The sequence below is a fragment of the Leucobacter alluvii genome, from assembly GCF_039530485.1.
GTDB lineage: Bacteria > Actinomycetota > Actinomycetes > Actinomycetales > Microbacteriaceae > Leucobacter > Leucobacter alluvii.
The window spans coordinates 148,475-162,097 of the sequence record NZ_BAAAOP010000004.1; the positions used below are offsets into that span (position 1 = coordinate 148,475).

At 68.4% G+C, this 13,623-nt stretch carries 12 protein-coding genes; 5 read left to right on the forward strand and 7 right to left on the reverse strand.

The features are described 5' to 3' along the window. Nucleotides 1-236: 236 nt before the first annotated feature. Nucleotides 237-2,072: a sigma-70 family RNA polymerase sigma factor gene (locus ABFX18_RS04110; protein WP_346057493.1), complete on the forward strand. Its 1,836-nt coding sequence runs from the start codon at nt 237-239 to the stop codon at nt 2,070-2,072. Here the strand turns inward: ABFX18_RS04110 and ABFX18_RS04115 are convergent. The 4 genes from ABFX18_RS04115 to arsB all read right to left on the reverse strand — a co-directional run bounded on the left by ABFX18_RS04115 (nt 2,069) and on the right by arsB (nt 5,689). Beyond that, complete coding sequence (locus ABFX18_RS04115) at nt 2,069-2,941, reverse strand: DMT family transporter (RefSeq protein ID WP_346057494.1); 873 nt, start codon at nt 2,939-2,941, stop codon at nt 2,069-2,071. The two genes, ABFX18_RS04110 and ABFX18_RS04115, sit on opposite strands and share 4 nt — an antisense overlap. A gap of 215 nt (nt 2,942-3,156) precedes the next feature. After that, nucleotides 3,157-3,567 (reverse strand): arsenate reductase ArsC, encoded by a 411-nt coding sequence (locus ABFX18_RS04120; protein WP_346057495.1) that lies wholly within the window; start codon nt 3,565-3,567, stop codon nt 3,157-3,159. Further along, complete coding sequence (locus ABFX18_RS04125) at nt 3,564-4,586, reverse strand: metalloregulator ArsR/SmtB family transcription factor (RefSeq protein ID WP_346057496.1); 1,023 nt, start codon at nt 4,584-4,586, stop codon at nt 3,564-3,566. Before ABFX18_RS04125 ends, ABFX18_RS04120 begins: the two co-directional genes overlap by 4 nt. After that, the gene (gene arsB, locus ABFX18_RS04130; protein ID WP_346057497.1) at nt 4,583-5,689 is read right to left on the reverse strand and encodes an ACR3 family arsenite efflux transporter; all 1,107 of its coding nucleotides are present in this window, start codon (nt 5,687-5,689) and stop codon (nt 4,583-4,585) included. Before arsB ends, ABFX18_RS04125 begins: the two co-directional genes overlap by 4 nt. A 273-nt stretch (nt 5,690-5,962) precedes the next feature. Here arsB and ABFX18_RS04135 point away from each other — a divergent pair, with 273 nt between their 5' ends. Genes ABFX18_RS04135 through paaZ form a run of 4 tightly spaced genes read left to right on the forward strand, consistent with a single transcriptional unit; the run spans nt 5,963 to nt 10,861 of the window. After that, nucleotides 5,963-7,168, forward strand: a complete 1,206-nt coding sequence (locus ABFX18_RS04135) for a thiolase family protein (RefSeq protein ID WP_346057498.1) — start codon at nt 5,963-5,965, stop codon at nt 7,166-7,168. Next, on the forward strand, nt 7,165-7,911 hold the full coding sequence (locus ABFX18_RS04140) for an enoyl-CoA hydratase/isomerase family protein (protein WP_346057499.1): 747 nt from the start codon (nt 7,165-7,167) through the stop codon (nt 7,909-7,911). Before ABFX18_RS04135 ends, ABFX18_RS04140 begins: the two co-directional genes overlap by 4 nt. Beyond that, nucleotides 7,908-8,786, forward strand: a complete 879-nt coding sequence (locus tag ABFX18_RS04145) for a 3-hydroxyacyl-CoA dehydrogenase family protein (protein WP_211649739.1) — start codon at nt 7,908-7,910, stop codon at nt 8,784-8,786. The genes ABFX18_RS04140 and ABFX18_RS04145 overlap by 4 nt, the downstream gene beginning before the upstream one ends. Continuing rightward, complete coding sequence (paaZ, locus tag ABFX18_RS04150) at nt 8,783-10,861, forward strand: phenylacetic acid degradation bifunctional protein PaaZ (RefSeq protein ID WP_428833632.1); 2,079 nt, start codon at nt 8,783-8,785, stop codon at nt 10,859-10,861. The genes ABFX18_RS04145 and paaZ overlap by 4 nt, the downstream gene beginning before the upstream one ends. A gap of 15 nt (nt 10,862-10,876) precedes the next feature. Here the strand turns inward: paaZ and ABFX18_RS04155 are convergent, their stop codons facing one another. From ABFX18_RS04155 to paaI, 3 genes are all read right to left on the reverse strand, one after another. Next, nucleotides 10,877-11,533 carry a TetR/AcrR family transcriptional regulator gene (locus ABFX18_RS04155; RefSeq protein ID WP_346057500.1) on the reverse strand — a complete coding sequence of 219 codons (657 nt, stop codon included), beginning with the start codon at nt 11,531-11,533 and terminating at the stop codon, nt 10,877-10,879. A gap of 74 nt (nt 11,534-11,607) precedes the next feature. Further along, nucleotides 11,608-12,960, reverse strand: a complete 1,353-nt coding sequence (gene paaK / locus ABFX18_RS04160; RefSeq protein WP_346057501.1) for a phenylacetate--CoA ligase PaaK — start codon at nt 12,958-12,960, stop codon at nt 11,608-11,610. A 26-nt stretch (nt 12,961-12,986) separates the two neighbouring features. Further along, nucleotides 12,987-13,454 (reverse strand): hydroxyphenylacetyl-CoA thioesterase PaaI, encoded by a 468-nt coding sequence (gene paaI, locus ABFX18_RS04165; RefSeq protein ID WP_090145943.1) that lies wholly within the window; start codon nt 13,452-13,454, stop codon nt 12,987-12,989. Nucleotides 13,455-13,623 lie beyond the last annotated feature (169 nt).

The following is a 13,623-nucleotide window of genomic DNA, read 5'->3' on the forward strand; positions in this document are numbered from 1 at the left end:
TGTAAATGTCTGGGGCGCCTCGGAGCAGGCAACGGCCGGCTCCCGGGGTACGTCGGGGAACGGTCCACAGGAGCCGACTCACCGATAACACGGCGCACGCCCCGTTTCGTGACGCACGTTTCACGAAATGCTCGAGAAAACTCTCCGGCGCCCGCTCAAGCTGCGTACCGGAGATCCCGCGATGGCGTGGCGTGGATTCCGGGGAAGACGTGCATTCCGAGAGAAAAGGACTCATAATGCATCGGGGTGCTCTCCGGCATCGCAACATCGGGAGCGCGAAGGGGGATGAGATCGTGGCCGACCAGCAGCACGACTCCGACGAAGACCTCCTCTCCGCGTACCGGGCAGGAGATTCCCCGGCGCTCGCCGTGCTGTGGGAGCGGCACGTTCGGCCGGCGATCGTTGCGGCCAGAAGCATCGCGCCATCGCTGGACGCGGAAGACGTGGTGTCAGACGCCTACCTGAAGATCATCGAGAGCATCGAGAAGGGCAGGGGACCGCACGGCGCCTTTCGGCCATACCTGTACCGGGTCGTGCAGTCGGTCGCCGCAGACAAGCTCCGCAGCCCGGAGACGCACGTTGCCGAACTGCACGAATCCCACGAGATCCCCGAAGCAGATCCGTGGGAGGACCATGCGTTCGACCGCAACGCCGCGGCGCAGGCCTTCAACTCGCTCAGCGAGCGCTGGCAATCGGTGCTCTGGTACACCGAAGTCGAGGGTCTGCCCCCTCGAGAGGCGGCACAGCTGCTCGGGATCAAGCCCAACGCCGTGTCAGCCCTCGCCTCACGGGCCCGCGAGGCTCTGGCATCCGCATGGGTCGAAGCGCACGTGCAGCGCGAACTCGCCTCCGCCGAGTGCGAATCCACGCTGCAGGATCTGCAGCGGTATCAACGCGGAAAGTTGACGAGTGCGCGCTCGCGCGCGGTGCAGGCGCACCTGCAGACCTGCCGCTCGTGCGCCGCAGCCGCCGATGAGGTCGCGCTCCTGAACCGCAAGCTCGCCCTCATCCTGGCGACCATCTTCGTCGGCGGCGGTTCGGCCACCGCCCTGCTGGGCGGTTTCACCGGGAGCACGCCGGCGGCCGCGAGTACCGGCGGCACGATCCGGAAGCATCTCTCGAGCGCACCCGCGAGAACCGCGGTGATCGCCGGCGCCACCATCGTCGGCATCGCCGCCGTGGTGACCGCGGCACTGGCCTTGAGCGCGTCGACGGCACCCGTTGCCGCCACCGGCTCCGGGATCTCGGCAGCAGCGCCCGGGTCGTCGAGTGACGCCGCAGATGCGCCGCTCGGCGGCGGAGCGGAGTCCGACTCCGACTCCGACTCCGAGGATGGGGGCTCTGAGTCATCCGATCAGCGCGAGCACACCGGAGCGGACGATGATCGCCGAGCGTTCGTCGAGATTCTGGGCGTCGAACCCGCACCGGGCCCGGGGCCCTCCGAGGGTCCCGACCCTGCCGGCGATGAGTCGGGCGATTCGCGAGGGACAGGTGATGCCTCGGCCGATGGATCAGGCAGCGTGGAGGGCGACTCAACGGGAACCGCGTCGAGCGACGGATCCGGTGCATCCGGTTCCGCCGGGGGCGCGGATGCGGGAGCCACCGGAGCGCACACAGCCGCATCGACCGCGGACGCCGATGCGAGCGGCGGTGCGGACGCAGACGCGGGCGGCGATTCCGGCGGCGAGCCGGTCGATGATGCCGATCCCACGCTGCTCGTCGGCTTCGCCTGTTACGCCGAGAACCCGGACCAGGGTTTCGTGCTGACCGGAACGTCGTCGACGGCGGGCGCGCTGCAGGCGCGGATCACGCAGCTGCCGTCGACTGCTCCCGTGCTCCTCATTGCGTATCCCAGCGTGCAGGACCCTTCCGGCGTCGTCTTCGAGAACGTATTCACGGGCACCGATCCCGACCCGAATCCGTGGTGGTGGACGCCCTCCCTCACTCCGCTCTCGCAGTGGGACGGGCTGCACGATGCTCCGATCACTGACGTCATGATCGAGATGCGACTGCTCTCGCTCGACGGCAGGCACTCACCGTGGACGACGGTGACGCCCGACACCACCTGCTAGCTGCGCTTCGCGGGTGCGATGAGCGGGATCGCCGCAGCGACGAGGATCAGGCCGAGGCCGACGAGGTCGGGCGCCGTGGGGATCTCCCCGAGGAGCACCGCGGAGGCGAGGACTCCGAAGAGCGGCACGAGGAGGCTTCCAAGGCCCGCAGCACCCGCCGAGATCCGTTGGAGGAGCCCGAACCAGATCAGGTACGCGATCACGGTGCCGAGCAGGGCGTTGTAGGCGAGCCCTGCGGCTGCGCTGCCGGTCAACAGGAAGGGAGCGGTCCTCGGGTCGAGGACGAGCCCGACGAGTGAGACCGCAGCAGCCGCGACGAGCTGCCATGCGGTCGTCGCGATCGGAGGGGCGTCCACATCGATGCGCTTCAGGTACACGGTGCCGATGGCCCAGCTCACCGCGGCGGCCAGCGCGTAGAGCGCGCCGAGCCAGTCGCCGGTGCCGAGCAGCGGCCACGCGAGGATCACCAGCCCTGCAGCACCGAGGGCGAGGCTGGCCGACCGTCTCGCGGTGATCGGTTCGCGGAGCACGAAGCGTGCGAGCAGCACGACCCAGATCGGCATGGTGTAGACGCAGATCGTGGCGCGCCCTGCGGTGGTGTTGAGCAGCGCGAGCGCCGAGAACACACCGAACCCTCCGATCCCGAACGCGCCTGCGATCAGCAGGCGGACCAGGTCGCGAGGATCGCCGATGCGCAGTCTGGTGCGGGTGCAGAGGGCGATCGCGACCAAGACGACGGCGGCGCCGCCGAAGGTGATGACGCGCAGCTCCCACAGCGTGAAGGATGCGAGGGCGGCTTTCGCCGCGACGAAGTTGACGCACCAGAGCAGTGCGACCAAGACGAGCGCTCCGCGGTCGGCCGCCTTCACGAGTCGCCGTAGGGTGCGGTGCGCGTCATGGTGGCCTTCTCGAGTGAACCTGGGCGATCGGATCTGCCGACGATCTGCACCGTTGGCGTCTCCTCACCGTAGAGTCTGTTCCGGTCTGAACGGAAGGCCGGAAATGATCGATATGCACGGACCAGTGCGCTCACTGGGTAGAAGCCGAGGCGCCACCCCGTACTCCGTGTGCTCCGCCGTCCGGCCTATCGCGCGATGAGTTCCGCGATGAGGGTTTCGACACGACCCTTGATCTCGTCGCGGATCGGGCGCACCGACTCGATGCCCTGGCCCGTCGGATCGTCGAGCTTCCAGTCTTCATAGCGCGTGCCAGGGAAGAACGGGCACGCGTCGCCGCAGCCCATCGTGATCACGACATCCGAGACCTGCACCACCTCGGGCGTGAGCATTTTCGGTTGCTCGGCGGCGATGTCGACACCCTCCTCGAGCATGGCCTCGACGGCGACGGGGTTGATCTGATCGGCGGGTATCGATCCGGCAGAACGAACCTCGATCCGGTCTCCCGCGAGCTGACGCAGGTAACCTGCAGCCATTTGAGAACGACCGGCGTTATGGACGCAGACGAACAAGACGGAGGGCTTCTGAGCTGTGGTCATGACGGGATCCTCCGGGGCTTGCTGGTGAGCGTAGTGAGGAGTTCGCGGACGCGGCCCTCGACGTCGTCGCGGATAGCCTCGACGCCTTCGGGTGAGGCGAGGGCCGGGTCGCCGACGGCCCAGTCCTCATAGCGGACGCCCGGAATGATCGGACAGACGTCGCCGCACCCCATCGTGATGACGACATCGGCGGCGCGCACGGCGTCGTCGGTGAGCGGCTTCGGGTAGGCCTCCCCGGCCCCTTGATCAAGTTCGATCGCGGTGAGCAGGGAGCGCACACGCGGGTGCACCTCGGCGGCCGGGGTCGAGCCGGCCGACCGGGCGAGGACAGCACCGTCGGCGAGCTGGTTGACGATGGCCGCGGCGAGTTGAGACCGGCCCGCATTCTGAACGCACACGAACAGAACTTGCGGCACCCCGGTTCCGCGGTCGCGAGTCAGGTCGGCAAGACGCTGCCGGGCAAAGCGCTCAGTGAGCGGGATCAGGTGACGGGTGACCTTCGCGGAACGTACCAAGCCCGCGAACGACTCGCGCACGATTGAGATCACGAGATCACGATGCAAGTCGGCCCATTCATCGGCAAGCTCCTCGCCGAGACGCGTGATTCGACCGTCGAGCTCGCGCATCGCCTCGTCACTGGGCCTGGCTTCATCGGAGGCATCGGCGACTGCTGCAGGGGCGAACGCGTCGAGCAGGGCTGCGACGGCGCGCTGTTTCGCAGGCGCGATCCGATACCAGACCCACGTGCCGCGTCGGTCCGACAGCAGCATGCCGGTCTCCTTCAGCACTTTCAGGTGGTGTGAAACGGTTGGTTGAGACACGTCGGCGAGCTCCGCGAGGTCGCACACGCAGGATTCACCCCGCGGATCGGTCGCGATCGCGGACAACATTCGCAGCCGCAGCGGGTCGGCGAGCGCTTTGAGTGCCCGGGCCACGGTTGTGGCAGCAGCTGTGCTGATCGCGTGCGTCGTCGATACCCCGCACATCTCGGCGTCGGGTATGGCGGTCGTGCGGGTCATGTGGTCCTCACATCGGGAGCAGTGACAATTTCAGGGGCGTACGGGTCGGTGTGGAACCAGGCTCTGGCTGCCCACAGCGAGACGTAGACGAGGCCGACCAAGACGGGGACCTCGATGAGGGGGCCGACGACCCCGGCGAGCGCCTGGCCCGAGGTTGCACCGAACGTGCCGATGGCGACGGCGATCGCCAACTCGAAGTTGTTTCCCGCTGCGGTGAACGCCAGTGCCGTAGATCGCGCGTAGCCCAGACCGAGCCCTTTGCCGAGCAAGAGGCCCGCGAACCACATCACGCCGAAGTAGATGAGCAGCGGCAACGCGATGCGCGCAACGTCGAGCGGGTTCGACGTGACCTGTTCGCCTTGCAGCGCGAACAGCAGCACAATCGTGAACAGCAGCCCGTACAGCGCCCAGGGTCCGATCCTCGAGACGAACGTATCGTCGTACCATTCGCGTCCCCTCCGACGCTCGCCGATGAACCGGGATGCGAATCCAGCGAGGAGCGGGACACCGAGGAACACCAGCACGTTGAGTGCGATCTTCCACACGGAGATGTCGAGTCCCTGCGTATCCAGACCGAGCCAGCTCGGGAGGATGGTCAGGTAGAACCAACCGAGGAGAGAAAATGCGACGACCTGGAAGACCGAGTTGATTGCGACGAGTACGGCGGTCGCTTCTCGGTCGCCACAGGCGAGGTCGTTCCAGATCACGACCATCGCAATGCAGCGCGCGAGCCCCACGATGATCAGCCCAGTGCGATACTCGGGCAGGTCGGTCAAGAAGATCCACGCGAGCGCGAACATGACAGCGGGCCCGACGAGCCAGTTCAGTACCAGCGAGGAGACCAGGAGCTTCTTGTCTCCGGCGACAGCGGCAACCTTGTCATAGCGGACCTTCGCGAGCACCGGGTACATCATCACGAGCAGGCCCAGGCCGATCGGAATCGAGATCCCGCCAATTTCCATCGCGGACAACGCGTCGGAGAGCGCGGGGACGAAGCGGCCGAGCAGCAACCCCACCATCATCGCGAGCCCGATCCAGAGCGGCAACCATTTGTCGAGCGTGGAGAGACGCTTCCGAGTAGTGCGGATCGATGTGTCCGTCATGCGCACACCTCCAGCATCGGGCACCCGCTGTACTGGGCCGTGATGCGCCCGAGTTCTTGATTCGACATGTTTCTATATTGGAATGCGCCGATGTAGTCCGCAAGTCGAGTTGCGACTCTCCCCCGACTGTTCATGTTCGGGCCCCGCGTCTGGGAGCCATCAATACTGCGGGGCGTGTTTGCGCGCGGTGACGCGGCCCCCTATTCTGGTATTCATTACCGAACGGTCAGTCACTAATTCGACTGACTCGGGCAGACACGGAGGTCACCGCCCATGCCAGAGGCATTTCTCGTAGGCGGCGTGCGCACGCCGGTCGGCCGGCACGGGGGCGCTCTCGCTGCGATGCGCCCCGACGATCTCGCCGCGATCGTGGTGCGCGCGGCGGCCGAACGAGCCGAGATTCCCGGCTCTGAGATCGATGAGGTGATCCTTGGGGCTGCGAACCAGGCCGGGGAGGACAACCGCAATGTCGCACGCATGGCCGTCCTGCTCGCTGGTCTCCCCGACAGCGTGCCCGGCTACACGGTGAATCGACTCTGCGCGTCAGGCATGACCGCGGTAGCGAACGCATCGCAGGCGATTCGCGCAGGCGACGCCGACCTGATCGTCGCCGGCGGCGTCGAATCGATGACCCGTGCGCCCTGGGTGCAGCAGAAGCCCGATCGGGCATGGGCGAAACCCGGCGCCCAATTCGACACGTCCATCGGCTGGCGCTTCACGAACCCCGAGCTGCAGCGCCGCGACAAGGCGACGTACTCGATGCCCGAGACCGCTGAGGAGGTCGCCCGGGTCGACGGCGTGAGCCGGGAGGACGCCGACGCATTCGCCGCCGAAAGCCATCGCCGCGCCCTGGCAGCCATCGCAGGCGGCCGCTTCATCGAGGAGATCGTGCCGGTCGCGGTCCCAGGGCGACGCGGGGAGACCCGGATCGTCGACACGGACGAAGGACCGCGGCCGGGCACATCGATCGAGGTGCTCGCCGACCTGCGCCCGGTCGTCGACGGCGGCACCGTCGTGACGGCGGGCAACGCCTCCTCGTTGAACGACGGCGCCTCGGCGGTCGTAGTGGCGAGCGCCGACGCTGTCGAGCGCCACGGTCTGAGGCCGCGGGCCCGCATCGTGACCAGCGTCTCCGTCGCCCTCGCCCCCGAGATCATGGGACTCGGGCCGGTTCCCGCGACGGAGAAGGCACTCGCCCGCGCTGGGCTCACGATCGACGACATCGGCTCGATCGAACTCAACGAAGCCTTCGCCTCGCAGTCGCTCGCCTGCATGCGACGGCTCGGTCTCGATCCCGCCCGCGTCAACGCCGACGGCGGCGCCATCGCGCTGGGGCACCCCCTCGGGTCTTCGGGGTCGCGCCTCCTCGTGACGCTCCTCGCCAGGATGGAGCGCGAGGGCTCGCGCTACGGCCTCGCGACGATGTGCGTCGGCGTCGGCCAGGGAACGGCGACAATCATCGAGCGGGTGGCCTCATGACCGGCGCGGCCCTGCGCGTCGAGGATCGCGGAGACTTCGTGCTGGCGACGCTCGATCGGCCCGAGAAGCGGAACGCGATCGACCTGGCCGTGATCGACGCACTGCACGAGCTGTGCGCCTCGCTCGAAGCGCACCCTCGAACGCTGGTGCTGCGGGGCGCCGGCGGCGCCTTCGCGGCCGGCGCGGACATCGCCCAGCTGCGGGAGCGGACGGCCGCTGACGCCCGCGCAGGCATCAACACCCGCGCGTTCATGCGCGTGCACGCCCTCCCCATGCCGGTGATCGCGGTGCTCGAGGGGCACACGCTGGGCGGCGGCGCGGAGTTGGCGTACAGCGCCGACATCCGCATCGGCACGCAGTCCCTCACGATCGGCAACCCGGAGCCCGGCCTCGGCATCATCGCGGCGGCAGGAGCGAGCTGGCGGCTGCGGGAGATCGCCGGCGAGGGCATCGCCGCGGAGATAGTGCTCACCGGCCGCATCCTGTCAGGCGACGAAGCGTTCGCCGCCGGAATCGTCACCCATCTGCACGCCGACGGCGACGCGGCGTTCGCGACGGCGGTCGCCATTGCGAAGCGCGTGGCAGCACTCGACCCGGCTGCGGTGCAGGCGTCGAAGCGCGTGCTCGGCGCGCCCCGCTCCGCCCACCCGCAGGTCGATCTCACCGAACAGGCGATCCTCTTCGACAGCCCGGAGAAGCATCGGCGCATGACCGCCTTCCTCGAGCGAAAGCAGCAGCGATGAACGCAGCGAACGAGAATCCGCGCATCGATACCGTTCCATCGCGCGTCGGCGTGCTCGGGGGCGGCCGCATGGGCGGCGGCATCGCGCACGCCTTCCTGCTCGCGGGAGCCTACGTGGTGGTGGTCGAGCAGCACGTCGCGGCAGCCGACTCGGCGCGCGAGCGCATCGAGCGGAGCATCGACGCATCGATCGCGCGCGGGCACGAGGGCGACGCTGCGCTGCTCAAGCAGGCGCTCACGGTCGCGACCGACATCACCGCGTTCGGCGCCTGCTCGCTCGTGATCGAAGCGGTGCCGGAATCGCTCGAGCTCAAGACCGAGGCGCTCGCAGAGATCGAGCGGCAGCTCCCGCACGATGCCGTGATCGCGTCGAACACCTCGTCGATCCCGCTCGCCCGACTGGCCGAGGCCCTCGACCGCCCGGACAGGTTCGTCGGCCTCCACTTCTTCAATCCGGTGCCGGCCTCATCGCTCATCGAGGTCGTGGTGAGCGCCGGTACCGCGCCCGAGCTGCCCGCGATCGCAGCCGGCTGGGCGCGCGCCTTGGGCAAAACACCGATCACCGTGCACGACGCGCCCGGATTCGCCTCCAGCCGCCTCGGTGTGGCGCTCGCGCTCGAGGCGATCCGCATGGTCGAGCAGGGCGTCGCCTCGGCCGCCGACATCGACCTGGCGATGGAGCTCGGCTACCGGCACCCCGTCGGCCCGCTGCGCACCACCGACATCGTGGGGCTCGACGTGCGACTCGGCATCGCCGAGCAGCTCGAACGCGATCTCGGCCCGACGTTCGCCCCGCCGCAACTGCTGCGCGACCTGGTGGCGGACGGGCGCCTCGGACGCAAGAGCGGCCGCGGCTTCTACGACTGGCCAGCATGACCAGCACCAGCACCAGCACGACAGGAGAGTCACCGATGACCCGCACGCTGCAGAGCTACGTCCACGACGCATGGTGGAGCCCGGCCGATATCACCAGAGGCGCGGAGGTGCGCGACGCGACCACGGGAGAACCGGTGGCGATCGTGTCGAGCGAAGGTCTCGACCTCGCGGGTACGATGGAATACGCACGGACGGTCGGCCAGCGCCATCTGGGCGAACTCACCTTCCATCAGCGCGCGGTGATCCTGAAGCAGCTCGCGCTGGCCCTGACCGAGCGCAAGGCCGAACTGTACGAGCTCTCGACGCGAACGGGCGCCACGAAGGCCGACTCCTGGGTCGATATCGACGGCGGCATCGGCGTGCTCTTCACCTATTCGGGCAAGGGGCGGCGCGAGCTGCCGAACGCGCGCGTGCAGCTGGACGGTCCCGTCGAGCCCCTGTCGAAGGACGGCACGTTTCTCGGCCGGCACATCCGCACCACGCTCCCCGGCGTCGCGGTGCAGATCAACGCCTTCAACTTCCCGGTGTGGGGCGCACTCGAGAAGCTCGCGCCCGCCTTCCTCGCCGGCATGCCCACCATCGTGAAGCCGGCGACGCCGGGAGCATACGTCACCGAGCACCTCGTGCGCATCATGGTCGAATCCGGGCTGCTGCCCGCCGGATCCCTGCAGCTGGTCACAGGATCGATCCGCGAGGTGTTCGACCATGCGCGTCTCGGCGACGTCGTCGCATTCACCGGCTCGGCATCGACGGCCGACGGCTTGCGCCGCCATGACGCAGTGCAGGCCGGAGGGGTGATCTTCAGCGCGGAGACCGATTCGATCAACGCTTCGGTGCTCGGCCCGGACGCGGTGGCTGGGACGCCGGAGTTCGACGCGTACGTGCGTCAGCTGGTCACGGAGATGACCTCGAAAGCCGGGCAGAAGTGCACCGCCATTCGCCGTGCCATCGTGCCGCTCACGCTGGTCGACCCGCTCATCGCCGCCGTGCGGGACCAGATCGCGTCGAAGGTCGTCGTCGGCGATCCGCGCGCGGACGGGACCACCATGGGCGCGCTCGCCTCGATCGAGCAGCGCGACGAGGTGCTGCGGCAGGTGCAGGCGCTCGTCGACGGCGGTGGTCGCATCGCGCTCGGAGACGGTCAGAATCCGGGCGAGGAGACGGCCTTCCTGGAGCCCATCCTGCTCCGCTTCGACGACGCCTGGGCGCCCCGGGTGCACGACACCGAAGCGTTCGGGCCTGTGGCCTCGGTGATCGGGTACGCGACGCCGGAGGAGGCGGCCGCGCTCGTCGTGCGCGGCGGCGGTTCGCTCGTCACGAGCGTCGCCTCGGCCGACCCCGAGTTCGTCGCCGGCCTCACGCGCATGAGCGCTGCAGCGAACGGACGCATGCTCGTGCTCGACCGCACCGACGCGCGCAGCTCGACCGGCCACGGCTCGCCGCTGCCGAACCTGGTGCACGGCGGCCCCGGCCGTGCGGGCGGCGGTGAAGAGCTCGGCGGCGTGCGCAGCGTGTTCCACTACATGCAGCGCACGGCGATCCAGGGCAGCCCGGAGATGCTCACCGCGATCACCGGAGTGTGGCACGCAGGAGCCGCGACGCGCGATGAGGCGCACCCCTTCCGCAAATCGCTGCAGGAGCTGCGCGTCGGCGATCGGGTGGTATCGGAGGAGCGCGAGATCACCCTCGACGACATCGCGCACTTCGCCGACTTCACCGGCGACACGTTCTACGCCCACACCGACGAGGCGGCCGCGGCTGCGAACCCCTTCTTCCCGGGCCGCGTCGCGCACGGCTACCTCCTGCTGTCATTCGCCGCAGGCCTCTTCGTCTCACCCGAGCCGGGGCCGGTGCTCGCGAACTACGGCCTCGAGAGCCTCCGCTTCATCACGCCGGTATCGCCGGGCGACCGCATCAGAGTCGCGCTCACGGCGAAGCAGATCATTCCGCGCGAGACGGACGAGTACGGCGAGGTGCACTGGGACGCGGTGCTCACGAACCAGGAGGGCGAGATCGTCGCCACCTACGACGTGCTGACGCTGGTGTCGAAGACGCACGAGGCGGTGGCCGCCTGACAGCCCCGGGCGGGGTCATCTGAAGTCGGCGACCTCGTTGACCCGCAGCCCGGAGCGCACGTAGGCGAGCACCGCGTCGGCGAGCGCGTCGGGGGTCTCGGGGCCATCCGGCCGGTACCACTCGACGAGCGAGTTCACGAGGCCGAACGTGAAGCGGGCGGCGAGCCCTGGATCGAGGTCGTCGCGGAGCGCGCCCTCGCTGCGCGCCCGCTCGAAGATGGCGCGCAACCGCGCGGTGAGCGCACGGCGCCGCTCGAGCGCACGAAGCTCGACGTCGGAGTTGCCGTGCAGGCGGAGCAGCAGAATCAGATAAGGCTGCTGCTCGCAGGCGACGAGCACGGCGGCGCGCACGATCTCCCGGATCTGCCCCACCGCATCGGCTCGACCGGACGCCTCGCGTTCCCCGCCCTCAGCGGTGTCGCGCCCCTCGGCCTCGTCGAACACGCGCTCCAGCGCGCCGAGGGCGCGTTCGAGCGCGATCTCGAGCATCTCGGCCTTCGAGGCGAAGTGGTGGTAGACCGCCGACTTCGAGAGCCCCAGCCGGTTCGAGATCATGCCGAGCGACGAAGCGTCGTACCCGTGGTCGGTGAAGACCTTCACGATGACTTCGAGCATGCTGCTCTGGTCGTACCCCGGTCGGCCCCTGCGGGGTGCTGCGTCCGAGCTCTCCATGGATCTGTTCCCCTCAGGCTCGGTGACCCGCACCTCCAGAAGCGTGAGCGCGGTCTTCCGCGCTGCACGCAAATCTACCGCAGGTCGTAGAGGCGCTTGAGCTTTCCCTCCGAGCGCGGCAGCGACCCGATCGGCGCCAGTTCCACGCCGATCGTCGCTCCGATCCGATCCTTCACGCACTTCTGCAGCCGTCGCAGCGCGGCGTCTGCACCGTCGGGGTGCGCATCTGGATCGGCCTCGATCTTGATCGTGAGGTGATCCAGCGCCCCCCGCTTCGTCAGTTCGAGCACGAAGTGGCTCGTCAGCCCGTCGACCTCGCACGCGATCTCCTCGATCTGGGTGGGGAAGAGATTGACGCCGCGCAGGATGATCATGTCGTCGTTGCGTCCCGTGATCTTGGCGATGCGGCGGTGGGCGGGGCGGCCGGTGCCGGCGTGCAGCGAGGTGAGGTCGCGTGTGCGGTAGCGGATCATGGGGAAGGCTTCTTTCGTCAGCGTCGTGAAGACGAGCTCGCCGGTCTCGCCGTCGCTCACCTGCTGCAGCTGATCGTCGATGATCTCGGGCAGGAAGTGATCTTCCCAGATGTGGGGACCGTCCTGCGTCTCCACGCACTCACTGCCGACGCCCGGACCCATCATCTCGGAGAGTCCGTAGATGTCGACGGCGCGGATGTCCATGCGTTCCTCGAGTTCGCGTCGCATCGCCTCGGTCCAGGGCTCTGCTCCGCAGATCGCCACTTTCAGGCTCGTGCCGCGCGGGTCGAGCCCGGCCCGCTCGAACGCGTCGGCGATCGTCAGCAGGTAGCTGGGCGTGCACATGATGGCGTCGGGCTCGAAGTCGCGAATCAGCTGCACCTGCTTCTCGGTCTGGCCGCCAGACATGGGGATCACCATGCAGCCGAGGCGTTCGATGCCGGCGTGGGCGCCGAGCCCGCCCGTGAAGAGGCCGTAGCCGTAGGCGTTGTGCACGCGCCAGCCGGGCCGAACGCCTGCGGCGTACAGCGATCGCGCGATGAGGTCCGCCCAGTTGTCGAGGTCGCGCTCGGTGTATCCGACGACCGTGAGCCGCCCGGTCGTGCCCGACGATGCGTGCACGCGGCGCACCTGCTCCATCGGAACGGCGAAGAGCCCGAACGGGTAGTGATCGCGCAGGTCGCTCTTCGTCGTGAACGGCAGCCGTTCGATGTCTGCGAGGGAGCGGATGTCGTCGGGATGCACGCCGGCTGCGGCGAACTTCTCGCAGTAGAACGGCACGTTCTCGTAGGCGTGGCGCACCGTCCACTGCAGACGTTCGAGTTGCAGCGCCTCGAGTTCGGCGCGCGTGAGGCGCTCGGCCGGGTGGAGGCCGGCCTCGATCGGGGTGTCCTCAGTGGCTGCGCGCGTGGCAGGGGCGGCAGGGATCGCGGGTGCGTGAGTCTCAGTGATCATGGGTGCGCTCTTTCGTATTCGGAGTCTCAGGAGGCGGGCAGCGGCCGGTCGGTGGCGAACGAGCGGCCTCGGAATTCGGCGATCGTGTCGCCGTGCTGGTCGCGGACGGTGATGTCGTAGAGCCCGTTGCGGCCCGACACCCACCGCCGCTCGGCGACTGCGGTGAGCGTGTCGCCTGCTCGGCTGGCTCGGGTGAAGGTGATGTCGACGCCGGATGCGACGACGGCGTTCTCGCCCTCGTTGCAGGCGTAGGCGAAGGCGGTGTCGGCGAGGGTGAAGACCATGCCGCCGTGGGTGATGCCGAAGCCGTTGACCATGTCGTCCCGCACCGCCATCGACAGCTCGGCTCTGCCGCGCTCGAGCGATTGGAGTCGGATGCCGAATGCCGTCTTGGCCGTGTCAGAGCGGAGCATGGCGGTTGCGGACCAGCTCGGGTCGAAGGCGATGCGATCCTCGATGCCGCCGTGCGGCGAAACGTTCGTCGGTGAACTCATATGGCGCTCCGTTGCGTCGATTGCGGGAAGGCTCACTCCCCTTTGCAGTCACGGGCGGGGAAGCGTATACTGACTGAATGGTCGGTCAGTAATTCCATTGGAAACTCTACCACCACTGTTCCACCCAGAGCGAGAGTCGCAGCGCATTGCACCGATGCAAGGAGGCACC